This is a genomic window from Iodobacter sp. CM08, from assembly GCF_033446605.1.
In the GTDB taxonomy this organism is placed as follows: Bacteria; Pseudomonadota; Gammaproteobacteria; order Burkholderiales; family Chitinibacteraceae; genus Iodobacter.
The window spans coordinates 84,468-110,719 of record NZ_JAWQUO010000016.1; the positions used below are offsets into that span (position 1 = coordinate 84,468).

The 26,252-nt window shown below is 46.7% G+C and carries 25 protein-coding genes and 1 pseudogene; 9 read left to right on the forward strand and 17 right to left on the reverse strand.

Features of this window, described 5'->3' with window-relative positions; translation table 11 throughout:
- Positions 1-6: 6 nt before the first annotated feature.
- The 15 genes and pseudogenes from fabZ to R6242_RS11215 all read right to left on the reverse strand — a co-directional run bounded on the left by fabZ (position 7) and on the right by R6242_RS11215 (position 13,834).
- Positions 7-459 (reverse strand): 3-hydroxyacyl-ACP dehydratase FabZ, encoded by a 453-nt coding sequence (gene fabZ / locus R6242_RS11145; protein ID WP_318426762.1) that lies wholly within the window; start codon positions 457-459, stop codon positions 7-9.
- On the reverse strand, positions 459-1,487 hold the full coding sequence (gene lpxD / locus R6242_RS11150; RefSeq protein WP_318426765.1) for a UDP-3-O-(3-hydroxymyristoyl)glucosamine N-acyltransferase: 1,029 nt from the start codon (positions 1,485-1,487) through the stop codon (positions 459-461). The genes fabZ and lpxD overlap by 1 nt, the downstream gene beginning before the upstream one ends.
- A gap of 16 nt (positions 1,488-1,503) precedes the next feature.
- Positions 1,504-1,998, reverse strand: coding sequence for an OmpH family outer membrane protein (locus R6242_RS11155; RefSeq protein WP_318426767.1), 495 nt, complete (start codon positions 1,996-1,998; stop codon positions 1,504-1,506).
- A 17-nt stretch (positions 1,999-2,015) separates the two neighbouring features.
- On the reverse strand, positions 2,016-4,283 hold the full coding sequence (gene bamA / locus R6242_RS11160) for an outer membrane protein assembly factor BamA (protein ID WP_318426770.1): 2,268 nt from the start codon (positions 4,281-4,283) through the stop codon (positions 2,016-2,018).
- A 158-nt stretch (positions 4,284-4,441) separates the two neighbouring features.
- Positions 4,442-5,791 carry an RIP metalloprotease RseP gene (gene rseP / locus R6242_RS11165; RefSeq protein WP_318426772.1) on the reverse strand — a complete coding sequence of 450 codons (1,350 nt, stop codon included), beginning with the start codon at positions 5,789-5,791 and terminating at the stop codon, positions 4,442-4,444.
- Entirely contained in the window at positions 5,785-6,996 is a 1,212-nt protein-coding gene (ispC, locus tag R6242_RS11170) for a 1-deoxy-D-xylulose-5-phosphate reductoisomerase (RefSeq protein WP_318426775.1), read from the reverse strand. The genes rseP and ispC overlap by 7 nt, the downstream gene beginning before the upstream one ends.
- A gap of 293 nt (positions 6,997-7,289) precedes the next feature.
- Positions 7,290-8,117, reverse strand: a complete 828-nt coding sequence (locus R6242_RS11175) for a phosphatidate cytidylyltransferase (RefSeq protein ID WP_318426779.1) — start codon at positions 8,115-8,117, stop codon at positions 7,290-7,292.
- On the reverse strand, positions 8,111-8,863 hold the full coding sequence (gene uppS, locus R6242_RS11180; RefSeq protein ID WP_318426829.1) for a polyprenyl diphosphate synthase: 753 nt from the start codon (positions 8,861-8,863) through the stop codon (positions 8,111-8,113). The genes R6242_RS11175 and uppS overlap by 7 nt, the downstream gene beginning before the upstream one ends.
- A 61-nt stretch (positions 8,864-8,924) precedes the next feature.
- Positions 8,925-9,482 (reverse strand): ribosome recycling factor, encoded by a 558-nt coding sequence (gene frr, locus R6242_RS11185; protein WP_374759862.1) that lies wholly within the window; start codon positions 9,480-9,482, stop codon positions 8,925-8,927.
- A gap of 166 nt (positions 9,483-9,648) precedes the next feature.
- Positions 9,649-10,368, reverse strand: coding sequence for a UMP kinase (pyrH, locus tag R6242_RS11190; RefSeq protein ID WP_125972516.1), 720 nt, complete (start codon positions 10,366-10,368; stop codon positions 9,649-9,651).
- A 134-nt stretch (positions 10,369-10,502) separates the two neighbouring features.
- The gene (gene tsf, locus R6242_RS11195) at positions 10,503-11,378 is read right to left on the reverse strand and encodes a translation elongation factor Ts (RefSeq protein WP_318426786.1); all 876 of its coding nucleotides are present in this window, start codon (positions 11,376-11,378) and stop codon (positions 10,503-10,505) included.
- 152 nt (positions 11,379-11,530) lie between these two features.
- The gene (gene rpsB / locus R6242_RS11200; RefSeq protein WP_293934131.1) at positions 11,531-12,253 is read right to left on the reverse strand and encodes a 30S ribosomal protein S2; all 723 of its coding nucleotides are present in this window, start codon (positions 12,251-12,253) and stop codon (positions 11,531-11,533) included.
- A gap of 233 nt (positions 12,254-12,486) precedes the next feature.
- A pseudogene (locus R6242_RS11205) lies at positions 12,487-12,642 on the reverse strand (ABC transporter ATP-binding protein); the annotation flags it as partial.
- A gap of 402 nt (positions 12,643-13,044) precedes the next feature.
- Positions 13,045-13,356 (reverse strand): hypothetical protein, encoded by a 312-nt coding sequence (locus R6242_RS11210; protein WP_318426790.1) that lies wholly within the window; start codon positions 13,354-13,356, stop codon positions 13,045-13,047.
- A 268-nt stretch (positions 13,357-13,624) separates the two neighbouring features.
- The gene (locus tag R6242_RS11215; RefSeq protein ID WP_318426792.1) at positions 13,625-13,834 is read right to left on the reverse strand and encodes an HlyD family efflux transporter periplasmic adaptor subunit; all 210 of its coding nucleotides are present in this window, start codon (positions 13,832-13,834) and stop codon (positions 13,625-13,627) included.
- 483 nt (positions 13,835-14,317) lie between these two features.
- Between R6242_RS11215 and trxB the strand changes: the two genes are divergently transcribed.
- The 9 genes from trxB (at position 14,318) to R6242_RS11260 (ending at position 22,691) form a co-directional block, all read left to right on the forward strand.
- On the forward strand, positions 14,318-15,271 hold the full coding sequence (gene trxB, locus R6242_RS11220; RefSeq protein WP_318426794.1) for a thioredoxin-disulfide reductase: 954 nt from the start codon (positions 14,318-14,320) through the stop codon (positions 15,269-15,271).
- Positions 15,272-15,340: 69 nt separating this feature from the next.
- Positions 15,341-15,949 carry a Smr/MutS family protein gene (locus tag R6242_RS11225; RefSeq protein WP_318426796.1) on the forward strand — a complete coding sequence of 203 codons (609 nt, stop codon included), beginning with the start codon at positions 15,341-15,343 and terminating at the stop codon, positions 15,947-15,949.
- A 126-nt stretch (positions 15,950-16,075) separates the two neighbouring features.
- Positions 16,076-17,713 carry a phospholipid carrier-dependent glycosyltransferase gene (locus tag R6242_RS11230; protein WP_318426798.1) on the forward strand — a complete coding sequence of 546 codons (1,638 nt, stop codon included), beginning with the start codon at positions 16,076-16,078 and terminating at the stop codon, positions 17,711-17,713.
- A complete protein-coding gene (locus tag R6242_RS11235; RefSeq protein ID WP_115227496.1) occupies positions 17,710-18,081 on the forward strand; it encodes an SMR family transporter in 372 nt (123 codons plus the stop codon). Before R6242_RS11230 ends, R6242_RS11235 begins: the two co-directional genes overlap by 4 nt.
- Positions 18,081-18,443 (forward strand): VanZ family protein, encoded by a 363-nt coding sequence (locus R6242_RS11240; RefSeq protein ID WP_318426803.1) that lies wholly within the window; start codon positions 18,081-18,083, stop codon positions 18,441-18,443. Before R6242_RS11235 ends, R6242_RS11240 begins: the two co-directional genes overlap by 1 nt.
- Positions 18,440-19,567, forward strand: a complete 1,128-nt coding sequence (locus R6242_RS11245) for a DegT/DnrJ/EryC1/StrS aminotransferase family protein (protein ID WP_318426805.1) — start codon at positions 18,440-18,442, stop codon at positions 19,565-19,567. Before R6242_RS11240 ends, R6242_RS11245 begins: the two co-directional genes overlap by 4 nt.
- Positions 19,568-19,703: 136 nt before the next feature.
- Positions 19,704-20,663 (forward strand): glycosyltransferase, encoded by a 960-nt coding sequence (locus R6242_RS11250; protein ID WP_293934153.1) that lies wholly within the window; start codon positions 19,704-19,706, stop codon positions 20,661-20,663.
- On the forward strand, positions 20,660-21,592 hold the full coding sequence (locus R6242_RS11255) for a formyltransferase (RefSeq protein ID WP_318426809.1): 933 nt from the start codon (positions 20,660-20,662) through the stop codon (positions 21,590-21,592). The genes R6242_RS11250 and R6242_RS11255 overlap by 4 nt, the downstream gene beginning before the upstream one ends.
- A gap of 55 nt (positions 21,593-21,647) precedes the next feature.
- The gene (locus R6242_RS11260) at positions 21,648-22,691 is read left to right on the forward strand and encodes a bifunctional UDP-4-keto-pentose/UDP-xylose synthase (protein WP_293934158.1); all 1,044 of its coding nucleotides are present in this window, start codon (positions 21,648-21,650) and stop codon (positions 22,689-22,691) included.
- 39 nt (positions 22,692-22,730) lie between these two features.
- Here the strand turns inward: R6242_RS11260 and R6242_RS11265 are convergent, their stop codons facing one another.
- Both R6242_RS11265 and R6242_RS11270 read right to left on the reverse strand, forming a co-directional pair.
- Positions 22,731-23,198, reverse strand: a complete 468-nt coding sequence (locus R6242_RS11265; RefSeq protein WP_318426811.1) for a response regulator — start codon at positions 23,196-23,198, stop codon at positions 22,731-22,733.
- Entirely contained in the window at positions 23,191-26,196 is a 3,006-nt protein-coding gene (locus R6242_RS11270) for an ATP-binding protein (protein WP_318426813.1), read from the reverse strand. The genes R6242_RS11265 and R6242_RS11270 overlap by 8 nt, the downstream gene beginning before the upstream one ends.
- Between the last annotated feature and the right edge of the window lie 56 nt (positions 26,197-26,252).

A 26,252-nucleotide genomic window follows, 5' to 3' on the forward strand; every position in this document is an offset into this window, starting at 1 on the left:
TGCCAATTAGCGCTTAACATCGCGCTGAGCACACATCAAATCAGCCTCAGCAGCCAGCTCGTCCCCTACAAAGGCTTGTGCTTTATATTTCCAAATGCCGCGTTTATTGGCCGTAATTTGTACGCATAAAGTCAGTTGATCGCCAGGAACCACTTGGCGCTTAAACCGTGCATTATCAATACCCGCAAAGAAATACAGCGAATCTTCTGAAGGAGGTACTTCTAAGCTTTTATACGACAAAACACCCGCGGCTTGCGCCAGCGCTTCCAGAATCAACACACCAGGCATTACTGGGTAAGTTGGAAAATGGCCTTGAAAAAAAGGCTCATTAATGCTGACGTTTTTAATTGCTTTAATAGATACGCCTAGCTCCATTTCTACAACGCGATCAATTAATAAAAACGGATAGCGATGCGGTAAGCATTTAGCAATTTCTAAAACATCCATAATTTGACTCATTACTCTGATTCTCCAGCCGGCAACTGAGTGTGCCGTAGTTCTTTTTCAAGTTGCTTAATACGTTTAGCTAATTCATCTAAATGCCGCAAGTGCGCGGCATTATGTCGCCATTCATCGTGAGTTTGCATCGGGTAGGAGCCAGAATACACACCTGGCTCACGAATGGTTTTAGCCACCAAAGTGCCACCCAATACGGTAGTGCCATCGCAAATTTCTAGATGCCCTGAAATCATAACCGCGCCACCAATTTGGCAACGTGCGCCAATTTTAGTGGAGCCTGCAATCCCTACACAGGCCGCCATGGCGGTGTGTTCGCCAATTTCAACATTGTGTGCAACTTGGATCAAGTTATCAATGCGCGCGCCATTGCCAATCACCGTATCACTCAACGCACCCCGATCCACCGTAGTGCAAGAGCCAATTTCCACATCATTGCCAATTAAAACGCGGCCAAGTTGAGGGATTTTTTCCCAGTGATCTCCAGCCCACGCATTACCAAAACCATCCCCTGCAATCACGGCATTGCTATGCACAATCACCCGATCCCCCATAAAAGCACCGCAATGGATGCTGCTATTTGGGTAGATTAAACAATCCGCGCCAATCTCAACCTGCTCGCCAATATAGGCATTCGCCATTACGATGGTTCGCTCGCCAATATTTGCTCCAGCAGCAATCACAGCGCCTGGGCCAATCTGTGCGCTAGCCGCAACAATGGCTAATTCATCTACGACCGCACGCGGATGAATACCCGCTACAGCCACTGGCTGTGGATAGAGCAACTGAGCCACTTTAGCAAAATAAAGCTGGGGATCACGGGTGGTAATGTGCGGGCGATCAAGTGCCGCACTTTCGGTGGGGCGAACAATAAACGCCGCCGCCGAGCTGCTTTGCAGCTGAGCACGCAAACGAGGGTTAGCCAAAAAACTAATCTGCCCCTCGCCAGCTCGATCTAAAGAGGCCACACCAGAAATGACAACATCGGCACCATGGTGCTCACCACCTAGCAATTTAATCAAATAAGACAAAGAGAGCGCCATGCGTTTATTTATCCGCCAAAAGCTTTATCACCTTATCGGTAATATCAATTTTAGGATTAAACCAAGCTGCATCTTGTACGATTAAATCGTATTTTTCATTTTTAGCAATTTGTTCAATTGCGGTTCTTACGCGCTCTTGCAAACCCGAATACTCTTCATTACGACGCGTATTCATGTCTTCATTTAGCTCACGCGTCATACGCTGGTAATCTTGATTCATTTTGATTAGCTCGCGCTCTTTTACGCGACGATCAACTTCAGCAATGGCGCCTTTATCCATCAGTTGCTGCAATGCCTTGCCTTGAGTTGCAAGTCTTTGCACCTCAACTTTTCGGACGTCGAATTCTTTGTCAAGCTTTTTGCCTGCCCTTAAGCCAGGAGCTGATTCACGCAAGATGCGATCTGGCTCAACAAAGCCAATTCTTACTTCTGCAGCAAAGGTACTGGACACAAAGGCCAAACCCATTCCAAACAATAACGCACGTGGCCATTTCAACATATGTAGACACTCCTAAATCAGAATACTTGACCCAATTGGAACTGTAATCCGCGCTCAACGCGATCATTTGGTTGAGCATTAAATGGTGCTGCCCAGCTTAATTTGATCGGCCCGACTGGGGAGACCCAAGTGAATGCAACCCCTGCTGAATAACGCATTTCTTCAAGACGTGGGCGGCTACCTGCACCCCATACCGCGCCTGAATCAGCAAACACGCTTAAACGGGTTGAGCGATCATTTTTTAAGCCTGGAATAGGGAAGAAGAATTCAAAGTTATTAATAACACGCTTATCCCCCCCCATCCCATCGCCACGGCTATCAACAGGACCAACTGAGCCAGAACGGAAACCGCGAATTGAGCCTACGCCACCAGCATAAAAATTCTTATAAAATGGATACAGGCTATCACCATAAGAATGCCCATAGCCGCCTTCTACATTCCACATCAAGCTCATTTCTTTACCAAATGGGATAAAGTACTGGCTTCTAGTTGAAAGCTTGTAGTAATCGACATCAGAGAATGGTGCGGTCACTTCACCATTCAAGCTTAGTAGCCAACCGGAAGTTGGATAAGAGCCGCTATTACGTGTATCTCGACCCCAATTTACCGACACTGGGAAGGTTTTATTTCTGGCCCCTTGCGTACTTACAAAATCAAGCACGTGCTTCGGCGCGCTTGCATCCGCTTGAATTGCTAAGCTTTCAAAACCCAAACCAAAACCAACGCGATTGGTTTCAGTAAGTGGCAAGCTAAAGTTAGTGTTCAGCCCATAAGATGAGGTGGTGTACTGACCCAAATCTACGCGGGAAGGATCGGTATCACGGCGATAAATATTCCAGCCCACAGCCACACCATCGGGCGTGGCGTAAGGGTTAGTCACCGACAATGAGTAAACTTTATTCGATGAGCTGGAGTTGATTTCAGCCGCAAATTGCTTCCCACTACCCAAGAAATTGTTTTGCGATAGAGACAAGACTAAAACGACACCTTCACTTTGGCCGTAACCCGCTCCGATATTAAAGTTGCCCGATTTTTTTTCAGTAACGGACACATTCATATCCACTTGATCTGCCGTATCCGGCACCAAGGGAGTATCAACCACAACTTCACCGAAGTAATCCAATTGCTCTAGGCGCTGTTTTGAGCGCTTAATTTTAGAGCCATCGTAAGCTGCAGATTCTAATTGGCGCAATTCACGGCGCACAACCACATCGCGGGTCTGCGAGTTACCACTCACATTAATCCGTCGCACATAGGTTTTTTTGCCCGGATCAACGTAAAAAGTAAATGCAACTTTATTATTTTTTTGATCAATTTCAGGCACTGCATTCACATTGGCAAAGGCGTAACCCACATTGCCTAAAGCATCCGTGATTGCCGCCGTAGATTGATTAAGGCTTTCACGCGAGAAGGTTTCACCCGCATTTAAGGTGATCAACTTTTTTAAGACTTCAGGGTCAAGCACCGTATCGCCCAGAACTTTAACGTCACTCACCTCATACTGCTTACCTTCAGTGATGTTCAGAGTCAGGAAAATACCTTCCCTATCTTCTGAAATAGCCACTTGGGTGGATTCCACATTAAACTCAATATAACCACGATCCATATACCAAGAACGGAGCCGTTCTAGATCGGCAGATAGTTTTTGTTTGGAATATTGGTCAGCCTTGGTGTACCAAGTCATCCAGCCGCCGGTAGTTTGCGTCAACATATCAAGCAAATCGCCCTCTGAAAAGGCTTTGTTGCCAACAATATTAATTTGCTGAATACGTGCGACTTCGCCCTCAGAGATATCTAGCTGCACACCAACACGGTTGCGCTCTAATTTAGTGACTTCTGTTTTAACCACTACAGAGTAGCGGCCACGCGAATAGTATTGTTGTTTGATTTCTTGAACAGCCGCGTCTAAAACGCTCTGATCAAAAATACGCCCTTCAGCAAAATTTTGGCTTTTAAGCGCTGTTTTAATCTGGTCTTTTTCCAGCATTTTGGAGCCATTGACATTGATCTGGGCAATGGTTGGACGCTCATCCACAGTAACAATTAAAACTTGGCCATTCGCCTCAACCCGCACGTCATTAAAAAAACCCGTGGCAAACAAAGCCTTAATCGCTTCTTGGGCGCGATCATCATCGAAGCGATCCCCCACCTTTACCGGCAAGTAATTGAAAATCGTCCCCGCATCGGTACGCTGCAAGCCCTCAACGCGGATATCGCGAATCACGAATGGCTCAACCGCCCAACTAGGAAAGGCAACACCGGCAAGCGCCGCTGCTAACAACAAGTTTATCGATTTTAATTTCATTATTCTGAAGAGTCACTAATGAGTTAGCAGGCATGCCACAAGCTCAGCCCACACGACGTTAAAAAAATTAAAAACCCGATTTACAATTGTAAAACTTGGTTTCAATAGGACTTATCACTGCGATTTGCGAGGTGCTGTTAGCTGGGAAAAAGTCGATAGATGTCGTTGTAAAGCGCTAGGGACATTAAACCCAGTAATAACGCTATTCCGACGCGCTGGCCAAATTCTTCAGCCTGAAGCGGCAACCGCCGCCCCGTCAAAAATTCTACCGTATGATACATCAAATGCCCACCATCAAGCACCGGCAAGGGCAGTAGGTTTAAAACCCCCAAACTAATACTAATAATGCATAGATATTCAAGAAAAGCATTTAAACCCAAACGCGCACTATCACCTGCATAAGTTGCGATGGTAATTGGGCCACTCACTTGCTTAACCGAAACCAAACCGGTGAGCATTTTCCAGAACATAACCACCGTAAGCCGGCTACCCTGCCAGGTTTTATCTACCGCATATTGCAGGCCTTCAAACAGGCCAAATTGGCGCACTATTTTTTGGTTTTTCCACGCGGCCTCATCGGCCAAAGGGGCAAGCCCAAGCTTGCCAACGGTGTGGCCATTTTCAACGACCGCCTGAGGAAAGACTGTTTGTTCAAGTACTTGCCCATTGCGCTTCCAGCTCATCACCAAGGCTTGCTTGGCTGATGCCGACACTTTGGCCTGCACATCGCCCCACCCTCGTAACGGCACACCATTAATAGCTAGCAGTTCGTCCCCTACCTTAATACCCGCCTGATCTGCTGCGCTTTTAGCCATGACTTGAGCAATACGCAAGCTCAAAGGAACTGGAGATATACCAATGCGCGCCAAGAGCTGCTGATCAATTTCATCCTTACTTAAATGGCTTAAATCCAGTGCAATATCACGCGCTGATCCATCAATGGATCGAAGCTGCAAGGGTACTGTTACCGCGTTACCACTGTGTTCTAACAGCCCTAACTGCAACTCATCCCAGCTAAAAACGGGGGCGCCAGACAAAGAAATAACTTCATCGCCCTTGGTAAAGCCTGCTTTTTCAGCCATAGATGCAGGGCTAACAAAACCAATCACCGGCTTTAATGCCTCTACACCAGATAGAGATAGGCCCCAATAAAGCAAAATTGCGAGCAAAAAATTAGCCAGCGGGCCGGCAATGACAATCGCCATCTTGGCCAAAGGAGGACGACGATTAAACGCCCGATGCAGCTCAGCAGCGGCAATCGGCTCGCCTTCTCGCTCATCCAGCATGCTGACATAACCACCCAGTGGAAACATGCCAATTTTCCACAGCGTTTCACCACGCTGCCACTGCCAAAGCGTTTTGCCAAAACCAATAGAAAACACCAACACTTTTACACCGCAGCTTTTCGCAACGCGATAATGCCCGTACTCATGCACAGACACCAATAAGCCCATCGCAATCACAAAGGCCAGCAAAGTAATCAGCATGAATGCCCCTGTAGCCAAGCCCGAGCAGCCATCCGCGCCGCTTGATCCGCACCAAGCAAGGCCTCAAGCGATTCGGCAGAGCTAGTCGCAACGCACTGCCCCAATACCGATTCAATCAAAACGGGAATATCCGTAAAGCGTAGCGCTTTATTTAAAAAGCCATCCACAGCCACTTCATTTGCGGCATTTAAAATAGCGGGCGCAGCGCCTCCTACTGCCAAGGCATCAAAAGCCAATTGTAAACAGGGGAAACGAGTAAGATCTGGCGCCTCAAAATCTAGGCGACCAACACTAAAGAAATCGAGCGATGGAACCCCTGCCTCAATGCGCTCTGGATAAGCCAAACCATAGCTAATCGGTGTACGCATATCGGGGTTGCCTAATTGCGCTAATACCGAGCCATCCATGTATTCCACCATGGAATGCACCACACTTTGCGGGTGCACAATGACAGCGATATCATTTTTGTCGGGGGCATTGAATAACCAGCGGGCCTCAATCACCTCAAGGCCTTTATTCATCAGCGATGCAGAATCAACAGAAATCTTGCGCCCCATAGACCAATTAGGATGTTTACAGGCTTGCTCAGGGGTTACAAAAGCTAATTCTTGCGCTGCCATAGTGCGAAATGGCCCACCAGAAGCGGTGAGTAAAATGCGTTTCACCCCTACATTTTGCAAGCAATCTGCGTATGGATTTTCACGATAGGCCTGAGGTAGCACTTGGTAGATGGCATTATGTTCGCTATCAATCGGCAAGAGTTCTGCACCGGATTCGCGCACCGCATTCATAAACAAAGCACCCGCCAAGACCAAAGTTTCTTTATTGGCTAGCAAAACACGCTTACCTGCCTTGGCTGCATTCAGCGTTGGACGCATGCCTGCTGCACCAACGATGGCGGCCATAACGGAATCTACTTCGCTTGCAGTTGAAACATCACTGAGCGCCGCTTCGCCCCATAACACCTCGGTGACCGAGCCACGATCTTTAAGCATGGTGGCGAGCTGCTGGGCAGAAGAAGCATCTAAAACCACGGCATAGCGTGGTTTAAATTGCACACATTGTTGCGCAAGCTTTTCTAGCTGACTGGCCCCCGTTAGAGCAAAAACTTCATAACGCTCTGGATAGCGCGCCAGCACATCGAGGGTATTAACCCCGATGCTGCCTGTTGCGCCAAGAATAGTAATGATTTGTTTAGAGGGCATGATGATATGGCCTTGCGCTTTATTGGTCGGCTAAAAAAACCGACGCCATCTAAGACATAGACATAAGCTAACAAAACTTATTGACTAGGAAGCAATAATTTCCAGCAGACTAAACCGAAATTAAGTGTATCAAACACCTCGCCTCCAATTTTGCATGCTAGAAATAATGATCTAATGAATTAACAATAAGAAATGCTGCTCAGCATAGAGTGAATTCAATACGCCAAAACAATGTCAAATAAATATTGGTCATTCAAATGATTCCCCACAAAAAAAGGGCGCGAAGTTTGAATTTAGAACAAATAAAAAGCAAGGTAGATCGCTGCAGCTACCGGCAAGATGGCCAATAAACTATCAACTCTATCCATTACCCCACCGTGGCCCGGCAATAAATTACTACTGTCTTTTATGCCAATTTGCCGCTTAAATAGAGACTCTAATAAATCCCCCATCACGCTCACGGCAGTTAATACAGCAGCAATAAGCATCCAATATACTAAAGACAATGATTCACCATGCGTAAATATTTGCTTAGGTAAGAAATAAACATAAATCATTACGCCAACGACACCGCCAACCACCCCTTCCCAGCTTTTTCCTGGGCTAATTTTTGGTGCTAATTTATGCTTACCAAAAGCCTTGCCAGCAAAATAAGCGGCGGAATCTGCCACCCATGCAATGGCCAGTACGGCAAGTAAAGCCCAAGGGCCCGCGCCACGCAGTACGATCATTGCCAAACCAGCGGGCAATAATAAGGCCCAGCCCAATAAAGCATTTAAATTACCCGCGGCAGCCAATGGCCATTTTTTATTTAACCATACAGGATTAATAAACAACCAAAAGAAACTAGAGCCCAGCATTAAGCCAAGCAATAGTGAAGGGGAATAAATAAGGCGGCAAAGCACAGCAAACAACAAGCCCGTTAATAATGGGTATATTTTAGCGATAAGACCTTGCATGCCCGACAAGCGCTGCCATTCCCAACTGGCCGTAACCATAATCAGCCCGCAAAATGCAATCCACGCTAAATAACCAATTGATCCTGCTTGAGGCAAATAGAAAATAGCCGCCAACAATAATGGCAGCAGCAATAAGGCAGTAATAACGCGTGTTTTTAACATGGGGACTGAAGTTGTTCGCTAATACGACCAAAGCGGCGTTCACGGCCATGATACCAATCAATAGCGACAGTTAATGCCTGACGATCAAAATCAGGCCATAGCATATCGCTGAAATATAATTCGGTATAGGCTAACTGCCAGAGCAGGAAATTACTAATTCGTTGCTCGCCACCGGTGCGGATAAATAAATCTGGCTCTGGCGCATAGGCCATTGCCAAATAAGGAGATAAATCTTCTTCAGTAAAGGTCGTGGCTAAATCAGGACGATCGGCCAATAGACGATGCGTGGCATGCATCACATCCCATCGCCCGCCATAATCTGCGGCAATGGATAGCGTTAAGCCAGTGTTATCTGCCGTTTTTATTTCTGCAGCGTCAATCAAAGCAATTAATTCAGGACTAAAGTGCTCCCGATTGCCAATGATTTTTAAGCGGATATTATTATCGTGCATGCGGGTGATTTCACCACTTAGCACTTTAAGGAAAAGCCCCATTAAGAATGAAACTTCATCCTGAGGGCGACGCCAGTTTTCATTACTAAATGCAAATACGGTTAAATAACCTACACCCAAAGCATCACAGGCACGTACGGTTTCACGTAACGCTTCAACGCCACGCTTGTGCCCAAAAATACGCGGCATCATGCGTTTTTTAGCCCAGCGGCCATTGCCATCCATAATCACAGCAATATGACGCGGGACCGCGGCAATTTCTTGCGGTATTTCTTTTGTTGAACTACTGAATATGGCCACACCCAACCCCTTGCGTTTATTGGCCAATGCAAAAATTACATTGGCCAATAAATGATTACATCGTCATGAGTTCTTTTTCTTTTTCTGCCAACAAACGATCTATTTCAATAACATAGCGGTCAGTCAGTTTTTGCACCTCATCCGTACCACGACGCTCATCGTCTTCAGAGATATCTTTATCTTTAACCAAACGCTTTAATTGCTCGTTAGCATCGCGGCGTACATTGCGAACGGCCACTTTGGCATCATCTGCCTCATTACGCACAATTTTGGTTAAATCTTTACGGCGCTCTTCCGTGAGCGCAGGCATTGGCACGCGAATTACATCACCATTCGTGGATGGATTTAAACCCAAATCACCATCACGAATCGCCTTTTCAATCTTGGAAATCATGGTTTTTTCCCAAGCTTGAACACCAATCGTGCGCGAATCAATCAATGTTACATTGGCAACCTGATTAATCGCAGTAGGTGAGCCATAGTAATCAACATTAATATGATCCAACAAACCAACGTGCGCACGGCCAGTACGAACCTTTGCTAAATTCACGCGCAAAGCTTCTACCGACTTTTGCATCTTCGTCTCGGTATTATTTTTAATATCTGCAATCATAATGCATCCCTTATTTGCTCAAACGACGAGCATTTACTCGTCTTTTTAACTCATACTATTAATGGTGCAGCAGCTACTTTTAAGCCACTTTGACATAAAAGCTCAAACGTAGATGCCTAACAACCTATTAAACCTAAGCCTAATGGCCGCCACTTACTTAGAAGGCTTAGCAGTGTACCAGCGTACCTTCGTCTTCCCCAAGAACTACGCGCTTTAATGCGCCTGCTTTGAAGATACTAAAGACACTTAAATTCATATTTTGATCACGACACAGCGCAAAGGCGGTAGCGTCCATCACCTTTAGATTGCGGCCAATAGCCTCATCAAAGGTCAGTGTTTGATAACGTACGGCATCTGGGTTTTTCTTTGGATCATCGGTATAAACACCATCCACCTTGGTGGCTTTCAGCACAATATCCGCCCCCATTTCCATGCCGCGCAATGCAGCAGCAGTGTCGGTGGTAAAGAATGGGTTACCTGTACCCGCGCCAAAAATGACCACTTTGTTTTCTTCAAGATAGCGAATCGCTTTACCACGAACATAGGGCTCAGCAACTTGTTGGATTGTCAGTGCGGATTGAACACGGCTGACAATACCAGCGCGCTTCATGGCATCTTGCAAGGCCAGCGCATTCATCACCGTTGCCAGCATTCCCATGTAATCAGCAGTAGCGCGATCCATACCTGCAGCGGCAGGCGCTACGCCACGGAAAATATTACCACCACCGATAACGACACCAACTTGAACACCAAGATCTAATACCGCTTTAATTTCACCGACAATACGATCAATTGTAACGCGATTAATACCGTAGCTATCCTCACCCATGAGGGCTTCGCCGGAGAGTTTCAGCAAAATGCGTTTATATTTGGGTGCTTGGCTCATACGAGGATTCCTTATCCATGGAGGGGCGACTTGTGGAAACGCCGCACGTTACCGTGCGGCGCATAATACAACTTATATTGCAACTTACCCAACCCTGGGCAAGCCAAGCAAGATAAGTGTAATACTTTTAATACTTAAATCTTTGCAGCAGCAGCCACTTCAGCAGCATAATCAACGACTGCTTTTTCAATGCCTTCGCCAACTACAAACAGATTAAATGCTTTTACTGTTGCAGAGTTGGTTTTAAGTAATTGTTCGATGGTTACTTTGTCATCCATTACAAATGGCTGGCTCAGCAGAACAACATCTTTCAGGTACTTTTGAACCGTACCTTCAACGATTTTTTCTAGCATGGCTTCTGGCTTGCCTGCTTCTTTAGCACGCTCAGTTGCAACACGACGCTCAGTTTCGATCAACTCAGCAGGTACGCCACTTGCATCGAGTGACTTAGGCTTAGTTGCCGCAATGTGCATAGCAATTTGCTTGCCCAATTGCTCATCACCACCGATAAGATCCAGCATCACGCCTAACTTATTGCCGTGCAAGTAAACTGCAACTTGACCTTCAGTTTCAAAACGCGCAAAGCGGCGCAATGTAACGTTTTCACCCAGTTTAGCCACAGCATCTTTGCGAATTTCTTCAACAGTTTTGCCGCCAACCACTACTTGAGACAAGGCATCCACATCGCTTGGATTTGCATCTGCAACGGCTTGAGCTGCCAGCTTAGCAAAAGCGATAAAGCCTTCGTCTTTAGCCAAGAAGTCTGTTTCACAGTTTACTTCAAGTACCGCGCCGATTTTTTTATCCGCAGAGATGAACGAGGCAATAATACCTTCAGCAGCAGTACGGCCCGCTAATTTGGACGCCTTATTGCCGGATTTGATTCGCATTACTTCTTCAGCTTTTTTGATGTCACCATCAGCTTCAACTAAAGCTTTTTTGCATTCCATCATGCCAAGGCCAGTCAGCTCGCGCAGCTGGGCAACCATCTTCGCGGTAATTTCCGCCATGATTATTTCTCCTGAAACTGAGTAAGAAGTAGCACGGTTTTCTTATTTTTCCCTAGTAAATAGGAACGTTTTTAAGAATAAAGCCGAGCTACTTATCTATCATTTACAAAAAAGGGGCTAAACGCCCCTTTTTTGCATATTAACTTTACGAATTACTCTGCAACGGCTGCAGCAGCTGCTTCGACAAGTTCTTGTGCTGATTGGTTTTTACCTTCAAGCACAGCATCAGCCATACCTTGAGCGTACAAACGAATTGCGCGGCTTGAGTCATCGTTACCAGGAATAACGAAATCAATACCTTCTGGGTTGTTGTTGGTATCAACTACACCGATAACTGGGATACCCAGTTTCTTAGCTTCAACCAAAGTACCCTTCTGGTAGCCCGTGTCGATTACGAAAATCGCGTCTGGCAGACCCTTCATATCCTTGATACCGCCCAGGCTACGATTGAGTTTTTCAACTTCACGATTCATATCCAGCAATTCTTTCTTACCGTAGCCGCTGTTTTCATTAGCAACGATAACTTGTAGCTCTTCCAGACGTTTGATCGACTGCTTAACTGTTTTGTAGTTAGTCAGCATACCGCCTAACCAGCGGTGATCAACGAAAGGCATGCCGCAACGCGCCGCTTCTTCAGCAACGATTTCACGAGCTTGACGCTTTGTACCTACGAACAGAACAGTACCCTTGTTTGCAGCGATACGACGAGCGTATTTAACCGCTTCTTCAAACAATGGCAGTGTTTTTTCGAGGTTGATAATATGAATCTTGTTACGTGCGCCAAAAATATATTGACCCATTTTTGGGTGCCAGTAACGAGTTTGGTGACCGAAGTGGACACCGGCTTCAAGCATATCGCGCATGCTAACGGACATAGTAAAACTCCAAGCTAAGGGTTACATCTAGCACTCACACGACACTCAAAATCAATGACTAAGAGCACCCTTAACGGGGTGAGCACCAAAATTATCTACAGGCACCATGCCCACAGAACGCAAGATTATAGCCGCTTCATGACTATTTATTCAAGGCAAAGTCTACGGCCCACGCATAAAACATATTTACACCCTCAAATTTGGGCACACGCCCCCCCTAAAAACAAAGCGCTTCACCCCGCCTGCATCGCATGCAAATGCGCATAATAACCGCCCTCTTTAAGCAGCAGCTCTTTATGAGAACCAATCTCTACAATCTGCCCACGATCCATCGCAACAATTCGGTTTGCATCCCGCACAGATGACAAGCGGTGCGCAATAATCAATACCTAACACCAAAGCCACAAGTTTTTGACTCATTTAATATAGGAAAAAGAGTAAGCCAGTCATTATTCCCTAAAAAAATCGTAAAAACCCAAAAAATCCAAACTATTAAAAAAATGGAACTTCAAAATATTTCCTACAAAAAAGTATAAAATTACACATAAAATCCCGATAACAAATTAAATTGCAGAGGTAACTTCTCTTTTTTGGTAATTTTGGCAAATTCGCTAGCATTAGCCCCTAATGCCATCTGTGACAAAGCAGGATTATGTACTGCCATTACTTTTAACAAACCCATTAAGCCTAATGCAAAATTAACACTACCAGCAACATTTACATCACTTACGTTAGCCTGAAAAATTTTTAACTGATAAATATACTATTCCGTATGATACATTGATTATCACTCATTTACTTTCATCCTTTTTACATTCGTCAATCAAAATTTTAATCCTTATAAAAACCAACAAAGCCAACAAAAAAAACAAATAAAAATTATCTATAAAAAAACCAAACCTAAAACTACCATCTTTATAAAAAATAACAGCAGCAACGCAAAAAAAAACACCACAATTTCTATGAAACTTAATTCCATTCAATATAATAATATTTTTTTCATCGCTAATAGATCTATGAAATTTACTCCGTACTTTTCCCATGAAAAATGATAACAATAAAAAAATAAAAGAAATATATAAACTTATCAATGAATTATCCATAAATTACTCCAAAAACAAGTACACATCCATTTAAAAAAATCCAACAAATTCATGGTATAAATTAAACAAAACAACGAGCTAACAACTCACCTCTCCCGAGCACTCTCCGAAACATGTGTAATCAATGGCGATAAGAAATACTCAATAATCTTACGTTGCCCTGTTTTAATTTCTACCGTTACCGCCATACCTGGTGCCAACCTTAGCCATTTACCATCGATATTCATTTTATTTTTTTGTAATTTAATTATAGCCTGATAAATTAATCCTAACTTTCATCTGGCACGGCATCAAAAGAGACGTTTCTTACTTGCCCGTTAATCAAGCCGTCTTTGGTGTAATTAAAGGTTTCGATTTTGATCGCAGCGACCTGCTCGGCATTCACAAAGCCGATGTCTTTATTCTCTAGCACCACTTCAGCCTCTATTTGTTCATCACTGGGCACGATCACCATTAAAGCCTGCGCTGGCGTGACCACGCCACCAATCGTGTGGGTGGCCAGCTACTGCACAATGCCATCTACTGGGGCGATTAAGCGAGTTTGCTTTTGCATCTGCGTGGATTTCACTACGTCTTGCGTGAGGGAGCGCGCTTGCTCGCTGGCCTAGCTGAGCAAATCGTGCGGCATTCCGCTGGCTGACGTTGCCACGAATGGCGGCGTCCAGCTCGGCTTGTTATTTGCGAGTAAATAATTGTAATTTGTAAACATCCTTACAAATAAATGCATAAGCTACATTCAGATAAAAGTCGCGGTCCTTTGTAAGCAAATAAGCGAATTTACTTACGAAATACAATAGTTTTGGGTATTTTTACATCACTAAACTTGCACTCACCCCCGCATAAAAATTTCTATCAATCGCCCCCATAGGCATTTTTGATTAGAACGCATGGCTTGAAAGACGTAAACTCTGCCCAATTTACTTTTTACCCTATTCGCCCATCCACACTAGGAAGCTCCACAATGGCTACTCAACACGCTCGTTTACTGATTCTTGGCTCTGGTCCTGCTGGTTATACTGCTGCGGTTTATGCGGCGCGTGCCAATTTAAACCCAGTGATGATTACGGGTCTGGCGCAGGGTGGCCAGCTGATGACTACGACCGATGTAGACAACTGGCCGGCTGATCCAGATGGCGTACAAGGCCCAGAATTGATGGCGCGCTTTCAAAAGCATGCCGAGCGTTTTGGCACAGAAATGATTTTTGATCATATTCACACCACTTACCTAAATGAAAAACCGATTCGCTTAGTGGGCGATTCGGGTGAATATACTTGTGATGCCTTGATTATCTCGACCGGTGCATCGGCGCAATATATTGGCTTACCAAGCGAAGAAACCTTTGCTGGTCGTGGCGTTTCAGCCTGCGCAACTTGCGATGGTTTTTTCTACCGCGGCCAAAAAGTAGCCGTAGTGGGTGGCGGCAATACCGCGGTTGAAGAAGCGCTTTACCTGTCTAATATTGCTTCTCACGTCACTTTGGTGCACCGCCGCGATACTTTCCGTTCAGAAAAAATCCTGATTAATCATCTAATGGAAAAAGTAGCAGCGGGCAAAATCACCCTTGCATTAAACAGCACCTTGGATGAAGTGCTAGGCGATGCCACGGGCGTAACCGGCGCACGCCTTAAATCAACGGAAGATGGTACAACGCGTGATTTAGAGTTAACTGGGGTGTTTATTGCAATTGGCCACAAGCCAAACACTGACATCTTTAAAGGCCAGCTAGAAATGGATGCTACAGGCTATATCATCACCAAGGGTGGTCGTGATGGCGGTGCAACCGGCACTAGCATTGCTGGCGTATTTGCTGCTGGCGATGTACAAGATCATATTTATCGCCAAGCCGTAACCTCGGCGGCTTCTGGCTGCCAAGCGGCACTGGATGCGGATAAGTATTTGGATTCGCTGCGTTAAGACTTTGAATTAATCATCTGTTTTTAAAAAGGGCGCACAGCGCCCTTTTTTATTCCTTAGGTAAGTACGATGGATAAGCTCCGCCAACTGCGAAAAGCACTCAAAAATCAAATACCGCAAGCGAGCAAACCCGCCAGTCATCCTGCCGCAGAGACACTCGACGATCACACGCTGTTTATGCGGGCAGTAAAAGGCACTAAGCCACTTAAAACCCAGCAATACATCCACCCCAGCCCGGTTGTTAGCCCTTGGCCACGTAAGCAACAGGCCGAGCATCTCAGCCCGCTGGACGATATGACTGATTTTTGGCCGTGGGACGAGCTAGCTCCTGGCGAAGAGCTGTTGTACAGCAAGCCAGGGCAAAAGCTCGACACGCTTAAACGCCTACGCAAAGGCCAGTGGCCCACGATGGGGCATTTAGATTTGCACGGCCTAAGCAGCGATGAGGCACGGATCAGCGTGACCCGTTTCTTACAAAGCGCCAACACAGCAGGCCTACGCTGCGTGCGCATCGTGCATGGCAAAGGCATGGGTTCCAAAAATGGCGAACCTATCCTCAAGCAAAAACTTAAAAACTGGCTGGCGCAAAGAGATGAAGTACTGGCCTTTTGCCAAGCGCCACAGCATGAAGGTGGTGGCGGCGCGGTGCTGGTGTTAATCCGCACTCAGCGGATGTAGAGTGGATAGGCAAATTACGTGTAAACACAGAATCGTGCCCACGCTACAATTCTATACACCGCAGCGTTTCACCCATCCATGCGGCTTAAGGTACAATGCCGCACCGCTCAATCCCAATGAAAATTCATGAATAGTCTGATTAATCGCCCTGCCGCCAAGTGGCTGGTGCTTCTCCTCTTGGCCGTCCTCTGGTTTGGCACCTTAGGTTACCGCAAACTCATTACGCCTGATGAAGGCCGCTACGCTGAAATTGCCCGCGAAATGGTGGCCAGTGGCGATTGGAATACCCCTCGCCTTAATGGCATTAAATACTTTGAGAAACCGGCGCTGCAATACTGGGCCACGGCGGCCAGCTTTGAGATTCTTGGCGAATCAGACTTTGCCGCGCGCATCTGGCCAGGTATTACCGGCTTTTTAGGCCTATTAGCGGTATTTTTCACTAGCCGTAAGCTTTGGGGCGAAGCCACGGCTTGGCTGGCAGGCGGCATTTTGGCCAGTAGTGCATGGTGGATAGGCAATGGTCACTTTTTAACCCTAGATATGGGGGTCAGCGCCTTTTTAACCTTTAGCCTCTGCGGTTTTTTACTGGCCCAAAGAGATGGCGCTAGCGCTAAAGAGAATCGAAACGGCATGCTGATTGCGTGGGCGTCGATTGGCTGCGCGGTATTATCTAAAGGCTTAATTGGCTTAGTTTTACCTGGCATTGCCATTGTGGCGTATTCAATTATTTGCCGTGATGCTCGGCTATGGCTCAAATTGCATTTATTTAAAGGCTTGGCACTGGCCTTATTGATTACCGTGCCTTGGTTTATTTCTGTATCCAAAGCCAACCCAGAATTCGCCCATTTCTTTTTTATTCATGAGCACTTCGAGCGGTTTTTAAGCACCGAGCATCGACGTGAAGGCCCGCTGTGGTACTTCTTCCCTATTCTGGCCGTTGGCCTTTTGCCGTGGACCAGCCTCTTGCCACAAGCGCTTAAAAAAGGCTGGAAAAGCGATGGTAATTTCAAAATTAACCGCTTTATTTTGATTTGGGCGGTGTTTATTTTTGCCTTTTTCTCAAAATCAGGCTCAAAACTGCCCTCTTATATTTTGCCGATTTTCCCTGCGCTGGCGATGTTAATGGCGCAAACATTAAGCGAACTCAGCAGCAAAGCTTTGCGCTGGCATCTTGGCTGGATTGCGATTCCGGGTTTGATTTTAATTGGCGCGTATCCTTATGTTAGCGAAATGAATAGCGAGCACACGCCACAAATCTATAACGCAGCCTATGCAGGCTGGCTAGTTGCCGCAGGCGCCGTTTTAGCCGCAGGTGCCATCGCCAGCTTTATTCTGGCGGGCAAGGGCAAAAAAGAAGCAGCCATTGCCACAATGGCACTGGCAGGCTTGGTGGGTGGGCAATTGCCGATGGTGGGGCACGAGTCTTACGCCTATACCAACTCTAGCTATCATTTAGTTGAAGCGATTAAACCGCACTTAACCGCCAATAGTAGCCTTTATGCCGTGCGTTATTACGATCAATCGCTGCCGTTCTATTTAAAGCGCACCTTGCAGTTTGTTGATTATATTGACGAATTTGAAATGGGCCAAAAGTCTGAAGCCGACAAGCGCATTACGCTGGATGATTTTATTATCCGCTGGAATAGCGACGCTCAGCCTATTGCCATTTTGCAAACAGATACATTTAATGAATTACAAAAACGCGGATTAAGCATGAAAACGATTGCAAGCGACGCACGTAGAATGGTGATTGCCAAACCATGAAAGCCCTTGAATTTGGATTGATTTTATTCGGCGTATTGCTCAATGCCGGTGCGCAGCTTTTGCTTAAAGCGGGCACACGTACCATTGGGCAATTTGATTTCTCAATGGCAAATGCTTGGCCCATCGGCTTAAAAGTCGCCAGTAATCCGCATATTATTGGCGGCCTATCTTGTTATGTCATCAGCGTAGTGGTCTGGATTTTGGCGCTATCGCGCGTTGAAGTCAGCATTGCCTATCCAATGTTATCCATCGGCTATGTGGTGAATGCGGGCCTTGCTTGGTGGCTATTTGGCGAAGCGGTAACGCCAATGCGCCTCGTTGGGATTGGCATTATTATGCTGGGCGTATTGTTGGTAGCAAAAAGCTAATGCTGCGTATTTATTTTGCACGCCTTGCTTGGGTCTATGTGGCCTTTATCTGGATCATGTCCTTGATTCCGATGAGTATGCCTGACGTGCCAAATAGCGATAAAATCGGCCACTTTCTGGCCTATGGCGTGTTAGCGCTGTGGTTTGGGCTGGTGCGCCAACAGAAACTAGGGCAGATTTTCTTGCTAGCCAGCCTGATGGGCGTTGCGGTTGAATTTGCCCAAGCCTTAACGCCCTATCGCAGCTTTGATACCCATGACATGCTGGCCAATGCCTGTGGTGCGCTACTGGGCACGTTGCTGGCGGCGGCACTACTGCGATTTTTGCCTCCTATTTTAAGAATACAAACGGACAAAACATGAGCGATTTTCTCCCCTTTACCCGCCCAAGCATTGACGAAGAAACCATTAACGACGTAGCCAATGTACTGCGCTCTGGCTGGATTACCAGCGGCCCCAAAGTTAAAGCCTTTGAAGCTGCGCTATCCGCCTATTTTGGCGGCCGCCCAGTGCGCGTGGTGAATTCCGCAACCGGCGGCCAAGAAATCGCCCTCCGTTTAATTGATATACAGCCGGGTGATGAAGTCATCACCACCCCAATGACTTGGGTTTCTACCACCAATGTGGTGCTCAATACCGGCGGCAAGCTGGTATTGGTGGATGTAGACCCGCTCACCCGCAATATTGATTTAGATTTAGTTGAAGCCGCCATCACCCCGCGCACCAAGGCGATTATCCCCATTGACCTGGCTGGCCTGCCAGTTGATCGGGATCGCCTTTACGCCATTGCCAATAAACACGGCTTACGCGTTATTGAAGATGCAGCCCAAGCGCAGGGTGCAACATGGAAAAGCAAAAAAGTAGGCAGCTTTGGTGATCTTTGCTCGATTTCTTTTCATGCCAATAAAAACATGACCACCACCGAAGGCGGTGCGCTGGTTATGAATAATGAAGCCGAAGCGGTGCTGTTTGAAAAATGGCGCCTACAAGGCGTCACGCGCTTTCCTGACGGCAGCATGGATGTAGATCTACCAGGCGGAAAATTCAATATGACTGACGTAGCCGCAGCCATTGGTCTAGGGCAACTAAAGCAGCTCGATGGCTTTAATGCCAAGCGAAAAGAGCTTGCTCAAGCTTATTTCCGTTTGCTAGACACAGAATTAGGCTTAGAATTGCCGCCCGCTAACTTTGAAGACAGTAACTGGCATATGTTCCAGCCGCTGCTGCCCTTAGCAAAAATGAACATCAGCCGTGGTGAGTTTATCGCGCAAATGAAAGAAAAAGGCATCGGCATTGGTGTGCATTACCCTGTGCTGCATTTATTTACTTATTATCGCAAGCTGGGTTACACAGAAGGCATGTATCCGCACGCGGAGCATATTGGCGCAAGCACCATTACACTACCGCTCTTCCCAGCCATGGAAGTGGCCGACGTAGAACGTGTTTGCATCGCTTTACGTGAAGTGATTGCCGCTAGCCTTAAATAACTGGGAAGGGGCATACCCCAATCCTATCAATTTAAGCGAACTGTTATTTGTAGAGCGGGTGCAACCCGCTAGCAATGCCGAAAAGCACCCGGCTTGCACCCGCCCTACGCGTCAGGTTTTACAAAAAGAGAGTTCAATGAATCCCATCGTTTCTGTTGTCGTACCGGTTTATAACGAAGAAGACGGCTTACAAGCGCTGTTTGATCGCATTTATCCAGCGCTAGATGCCTTAAACACGCCTTACGAAATTCTGTTTATTAATGATGGTAGCCGTGATCGCTCGGCAGGCATCTTAAGCGCCCAGTACGACAAACGCCCTGATGTGACCCGCGTGATTATGTTTAATGGCAATTTTGGCCAGCATCGCGCCATTCTGGCTGGCTTTGAGCATTCACGCGGCGAGCGCATTGTGACGCTGGATGCCGACCTACAAAACCCACCCGAGGACATTGGCACTTTGCTGGTAGAAATGGATAAGGGCCACGACTATGTTGGCTCGATCCGCCGTCAGCGCAACGACAGCTGGTGGCGGCATGTAGCCAGCCGCAGCATGAACAATCTGCGCGAAAAACTGACTAAGATCAAAATGACCGATCAAGGCTGCATGCTGCGTGCCTATAGCCGCCGTATTATCGACACCATTAATCAGTGTCAGGAAATGCATACCTTTATCCCTGCGCTGGCTTACTCTTTCTCGCAAAACCCAACTGAAGTAGTGGTTGGGCATGAAGAGCGCTTTGCGGGTGAATCTAAGTACTCCCTGTACAGCTTGATTCGTCTTAATTTTGATTTGATGACCGGCTTCTCGATTCTGCCCTTGCAATTATTTTCTATGCTAGGGATTTTTGTATCGCTGGGCTCGGGCGCGCTGTTCTTATTACTGGTATTACGCCGTATTTTTATGGGGCCAGAAGTGGGCGGGCTGTTTACTTTATTCGCCATTGCCTTCTTCTTAATTGGCATCGCCTTATTTGGCATTGGCCTGCTTGGCGAATATATCGGCCGTATTTATCATGAAGTGCGCCAGCGCCCACGCTATTTGATCGCCAATATTTTACAGTCTGATCCAGATCAAGCTAAAAAGGATGGCGCGTGAAATCAGCCGTTGTTTTTGCCTACCATAATGTCGGCGTGCGCTGCATCAAGGCGCTGCTGGCCGCAGGCATCGAGATCAAGCTCATTGTGACGCATCAAGACAACCCAAACGAGAACATCTGGTTTGGCTCGGTGGCGCAATTAGCGGCAGACTACGCCATTCCCTGCATCACACCGGACGACCCAAACACGGCAGAAGTTGAAGCGCAGATTGCGGCATTAAACGTTGATTTTTTATTCTCGTTTTATTATCGCAACATGTTAAAAGCAGCTTTACTGGCCGCGCCAAAAAGCGGTGCATTTAATATGCACGGCTCCTTATTGCCGCAATACCGTGGCCGCGTGCCGATTAACTGGGCGATTATCAATGGCGAAACCCAGACCGGTGCAACGCTGCATGTAATGAATATCAAGCCAGATAACGGCCCCATTGTGGCGCAGCAAGCCGTACCCATTTTTCCTGATGATACGGCGCAAGAAGTATTTGAAAAAGTCACCGTGGCTGCAGAAATTTGCCTAAGCCACGCTTTGCCAGGGCTTATTGCTGGAAAAACTGATTTTAAGCAGCAAGATTTAAGTCAGGGCGCTTATTATGGTGGCCGCACAGCCAAAGACGGCCAGATAAACTGGCAAAAAAACGCAAAAGACATCCATAATTTGGTACGTGCTGTAACCGTACCTTATCCGGGCGCATTTAGTGACATTGATGGCAAAAAGCTAATTGTTTGGCGTACGCGGCAAATATTCACAAGCCAAACGACAGAGATCGAACCGATTACGCCGCTCATGTATGCTGATGGCAAACAAATCATCCTGCTTTGCAGCGATGGTGCCGCACTGTTAGTGCTGCATGCAGAATTCGCAGGGGAAACGCTGACGGGTGAGAATTTCATTCATCACTTTGGCGCATCTTCAATAGATTTACATTAGTGACCACGAAAATATAGATTTTCAAGGTCTCCATTAATACCTCCGGGAAAACACAATGAAAAAAGTCCTCATCCTTGGCGTAAATGGCTTTATTGGCCATCACTTATCCAAACACATCCTTGAAAATACCGACTGGGAAATTTTCGGTATGGATATGTACAGCGATAAAGTTTCTGAATTTATGGATAACAAACGCTTTCATTTCTTTGAAGGCGATATCACCATTAATCAAGAATGGATTGAATACCACGTTAAAAAATGTGATGTGGTTCTGCCATTAGTTGCCATTGCAACACCAGCTACCTATGTACAAGCGCCACTACGCGTATTTGAATTAGATTTTGAAGCCAATCTACCGATTATCAAATGGTGCGTAAAGTATAAAAAACGCGTGGTATTCCCTTCTACATCCGAAGTTTACGGTATGTGTGAAGATGAAGCGTTTGATCCAGAAGAATCCAATATGGTGTATGGCCCAATCAACAAGCCACGCTGGATCTATGCTTGCTCTAAGCAGCTGATGGATCGCGTGATTGCTGCTTACGGGCAACAAGAAGGCTTGGATTACACCCTATTCCGCCCATTTAACTGGATTGGTGCTGGCTTAGATAGCATCCACACCCCAAAAGAAGGCTCTAGCCGTGTGATCACCCAGTTCTTGGGGCATATTGTTCGTGGCGAGCCGATCAAGCTGGTGGATGGCGGCGCGCAAAAACGTGCGTTTACCTATATTACGGACGGTATCGAAGCACTGGTTAAGATTATTGACAATAAAGATGGCAAAGCCACTCGCCAAATTTACAATATCGGCAACCCAGTCAACAACTACTCGGTACGTGAGCTTTCAACCATGATGCTGGATCTGGCTAAAACCTATCCTGAATATGCAGAAATGGCAGCCAAAGTCACTGTTCTGGAAACCACTTCCGGCGAATACTATGGCAAGGGCTACCAAGACGTACAAAACCGCGTACCAAAAATCGACAACACCAAGGCCGATCTAAACTGGGCACCAAGCACCACGATGGAAGACTCGCTACGTGGCATTTTTGATGCTTACAAAGATCAAGTTGCTGCAGCACGCGAACTGGTTAATTAAGTTTTACCAAACGCATAAAAAGCCGCATGCTGCGGCTTTTTATGCGCTGAATGATTGTGCTAGCCCCAGCACCTGCTGTCGTTCAAACGGCTTGTTGAGTATTTTAATCAAATTTGCATGGCCCAAGCGCTGAGTGATTTCTTCCCAATTATAGTCACTGTAAGCACTGCAAATCACCACCGGCAAATCTGGATCGTGCTGCCATAAATGGCCAATAGTCTCTAAGCCACTCCAACCGCCGGGCATACGCATATCCACAAAGGCCAAATCATAGGTATCCCCTTTGCTGTACGCATCCTGCAAATGCTGGCAAGCTACCTCCCCGCTGGATTCCAGATCAAGAATAAAAGTAAGTTCATCCCCAGTTATTACTTTACGATTAAATAATAAAAACTCAAGAGCATTGAGCTCCGCACTAGCTACCGCTGTTTCAGGAGCCAGAATATCTCGGTAAAGCGCAAGATTTTCTAAATTATCATCGATCACTAAAATCCGTTTTTTAACCATGAGTCGCCCCCTCCTTTAAACATGCAGGCAACTCCAGCGTAAAGCAGGCCCCTAGACCAAGACCTGCACTTTCAGCACGCAGCTTGCCGCCCATTTCCACTGCCCAATTTGCCGAACAATGCAAGCCAAGCCCGTGCCCCTCTCCTCGGGTACTGCTTCCTTGGTTAAACAGGCTAGCCAGTTGATCAGCCCCCATTCCTACTCCGTTATCTTGCACGCAGAGGCTAATGCGTCCACATTCCTCCCTTATTCGTAATACAATTTGCTTTCTTAATGGCTCAGTTTCTGCCAGCGCTTGTGTGGCGTTATGTAATAAATTAACAAGTAGCTGTAATAGTTTGTGCCGATCAGCCAGTACCGCCACATCCCTCTCGTAATCCCGCTGAATGGTAACGTCTCTTAAATTGCAAAGTGAATCAGAGAGCACAATGGCCTGCTCCAGCATCGTATCTAGTGGGATCAGCTCACGAACGGTATTTGCAGGCTTAGCCGTGACCTCTCTTTGCCGAGCAATCACCTCGCCAGCATGATTGGCACTGCGCAATAACAGAGTCAGTTTATGCATTACATGCTGATGCTCGGTGGCCAACTGTTGAGCCAGCAAGCCAACAAAAGCGGGAATGGTTTTACCCCTTTCATCATGCAATAGAAACTCCGACATATCGCCACGATGTTCATTAAGCAGCTCTGCCAGCTGTGCTAAAGATGGGCTCCGAGATTGAGCGACATAGTCTTGCAGCCCGCTGGTGGTGACGGTCACGCCATTCAGAGCATTGCCTAAATCATGCAGCATGCCCGATGCCTGCATCCTCACCCCACCATCGTAAGCGGCCTGCTGTAATTGTTGCTGCATATGGCAAACCCGCAGCGCCAGCCGCACCCTAGCCCGCAGTTCTTCTGCGACAAAAGGCTTAGCAATATAATCATCGGCACCACTTGCCAAACCAGAAATACGGGCCTCGGCGCCTCCCCTTGCCGTCAGCAAAATCACAGGTAAATGCGCCAGCGCTGGGGTATTTTTAATCTTGGCTAATAAAGAAATTCCATCCAGCTCTGGCATCATCACATCCGACAACACCAAATCTACTGCTTGCCGCTGTAAAATACCCCAAGCCTGCTTACCATTAGCCGCGATTAACACCGTGCAATCCTTACACAGCAAGTCTGCGATATAGGCACACATATCAGGGTTATCATCGATCACTAACACGCGCTCTGGCATGGCGTGCAAGATCGCACTTTCAGCCGCCACAATAGGAACTTGAAAGCGGGCCTGTTGTAAGGCTTTTGCAGAATCAAGGGGTACAGAGGCCGTGCTTGTGGCTACCGCATTTCTGGGCAGGCAAACACTAAAACACGCGCCATGCCCCTGCTCGCTTTGCACGGCAACACTCCCCCCCATTTGCACGCTCAGCTCTTTGACTAGGGCCAGCCCGATACCCGTACCATGATAACGGCGTATTTCACCCTGATCCAATTGTGAGAAGCGCTGAAATAACAGTTGCTGCTGCTCTGCGGCAATCCCGACCCCCTTATCAATCACTTGTAATTGAAACCGGCGCTCATCAATGACATCGCCTTTCATCATAATGACCCCGCCATTAGGCGAGAATTTAAGTGCATTACTCAGCAAATTTAGCATTATTTTTTCTAATGCATTTCGATCCAACACAATGGTTTCCAGTGAAGGATCAAGGGCAAGGCGAATCGTGCATGCCCTGCTATTAGCCAGCTCAGTTGCTGAATCGATAATATTGAGCAACACCTCACGCACATTAATTTTTTCTAACTGCGGAATAAAAGCCCCCGCCTCCAGCCTTGAGTAATCCAGTACATCATTAACCCGATTCATCAGGAGCAAGGCGTTACGTTTAACCCGCTCGCACTGACCGCGCCTAGCGGGAGGCAGGACACTAAGTAATTCATCCAGCGGAGCCAAGATTAAGGTCAGCGGGGTGCGTAACTCATGACTCACATTGGCCAGAAAATGGCTCTTTGCCTCATTGGCCACTTCGGCCTGCGACAGTGCTTGTTGTAATGCATGATTAAGCCGAGTGTTGGCCCTTAAGGTGATAATTTGCCGCACAACAACCAGCAGCGTTACGATCGCCGTTCCCCAGCGCACGTCACTGGCCAGCGCACCATTTTGCAAAAGCAAAACATAGCAGGCGAGTACAGCCAGATAGGGAAGCATATTTTTAAGCGGTGCAGCTAGGGCAAGAGGCTTTTGCCATACGATGCGCTCTTCCAAACTAGCGTAACAAGAGGCCGCCAGCATGCAATTAAAGCCAATAAAAAACAAATTACCCCAAGAAAGTGTGACATCTCCCCCTGTTACCACCATATAAGACAGACTGACATCCCCTAAAACAACCATCACCACCGCTCCTATTAGCAGCAGCATATCTAAGGTATAGGGTGATTTTTGCACCAGTAAACAGCGTATCAATAAGGTAATAAAAATCAAATCTAATATGGGGTAAGCCAGAGAAACCCAAAGCGCCAGCGAGTATTCCCCAAATGATGCGTAAATTGGATGCAAAATAAAATGAAAGGAATAGGTTACTACTGCGGCAATCACAATTCCCACATCCAGCATCAGCTGAGGAGAATTTTGTCTGCTTTGCTGCGGCAACCTAGCAATAGCAACAATCAATACCCCACTACTCATTAAATAAAAGATATCGGCAAAAGAAGGGAATGGTTTGTTGTGCTGGATGATTTCGATGTAATCCCAAATCATGCTCGCCAGCAGATAAAGACTAACCACCAGTGCCAGATACAAGAACGTGCGCTGCCTTGGCCGTAATACAACCGTATACCAGCATGCAATACAGGCGGGAATCAAAGGCAAGGTAAACAATACATCGGCAATTTCTTTATGCTGCTCAATAGGCCCCCAGCGGCCAAACATCCAGGCAAAAAACACTAGATAAAAAAATGCACTGGCCTGCAACATCCAAACCGCCATCTTTTTAATGCGCTGCTCAGAACTCATGATTGCTACTCCAGCCAACTACACTTGAGCAAACGCTAATATGAGCAAAAAAACAA

Coding starts and splice junctions, on each gene's coding strand:
- fabZ (WP_318426762.1), bottom strand. CDS start 459: ATGAGTCAAATTATGGATGTTTTAGAAATTGCTAAATGCTTACCGCAT.
- R6242_RS11155 (WP_318426767.1), bottom strand. CDS start 1,998: ATGTTGAAATGGCCACGTGCGTTATTGTTTGGAATGGGTTTGGCCTTT.
- rseP (WP_318426772.1), bottom strand. CDS start 5,791: ATGCTGATTACTTTGCTGGCCTTTGTGATTGCGATGGGCTTATTGGTG.
- ispC (WP_318426775.1), bottom strand. CDS start 6,996: ATGCCCTCTAAACAAATCATTACTATTCTTGGCGCAACAGGCAGCATC.
- R6242_RS11175 (WP_318426779.1), bottom strand. CDS start 8,117: ATGTTAAAAACACGCGTTATTACTGCCTTATTGCTGCTGCCATTATTG.
- frr (WP_374759862.1), bottom strand. CDS start 9,482: ATGATTGCAGATATTAAAAATAATACCGAGACGAAGATGCAAAAGTCG.
- pyrH (WP_125972516.1), bottom strand. CDS start 10,368: ATGAGCCAAGCACCCAAATATAAACGCATTTTGCTGAAACTCTCCGGC.
- tsf (WP_318426786.1), bottom strand. CDS start 11,378: ATGGCGGAAATTACCGCGAAGATGGTTGCCCAGCTGCGCGAGCTGACT.
- rpsB (WP_293934131.1), bottom strand. CDS start 12,253: ATGTCCGTTAGCATGCGCGATATGCTTGAAGCCGGTGTCCACTTCGGT.
- R6242_RS11210 (WP_318426790.1), bottom strand. CDS start 13,356: ATGGATAATTCATTGATAAGTTTATATATTTCTTTTATTTTTTTATTG.
- trxB (WP_318426794.1), top strand. CDS start 14,318: ATGGCTACTCAACACGCTCGTTTACTGATTCTTGGCTCTGGTCCTGCT.
- R6242_RS11225 (WP_318426796.1), top strand. CDS start 15,341: ATGGATAAGCTCCGCCAACTGCGAAAAGCACTCAAAAATCAAATACCG.
- R6242_RS11230 (WP_318426798.1), top strand. CDS start 16,076: ATGAATAGTCTGATTAATCGCCCTGCCGCCAAGTGGCTGGTGCTTCTC.
- R6242_RS11235 (WP_115227496.1), top strand. CDS start 17,710: ATGAAAGCCCTTGAATTTGGATTGATTTTATTCGGCGTATTGCTCAAT.
- R6242_RS11240 (WP_318426803.1), top strand. CDS start 18,081: ATGCTGCGTATTTATTTTGCACGCCTTGCTTGGGTCTATGTGGCCTTT.
- R6242_RS11245 (WP_318426805.1), top strand. CDS start 18,440: ATGAGCGATTTTCTCCCCTTTACCCGCCCAAGCATTGACGAAGAAACC.
- R6242_RS11250 (WP_293934153.1), top strand. CDS start 19,704: ATGAATCCCATCGTTTCTGTTGTCGTACCGGTTTATAACGAAGAAGAC.
- R6242_RS11260 (WP_293934158.1), top strand. CDS start 21,648: ATGAAAAAAGTCCTCATCCTTGGCGTAAATGGCTTTATTGGCCATCAC.
- R6242_RS11265 (WP_318426811.1), bottom strand. CDS start 23,198: ATGGTTAAAAAACGGATTTTAGTGATCGATGATAATTTAGAAAATCTT.
- R6242_RS11270 (WP_318426813.1), bottom strand. CDS start 26,196: ATGAGTTCTGAGCAGCGCATTAAAAAGATGGCGGTTTGGATGTTGCAG.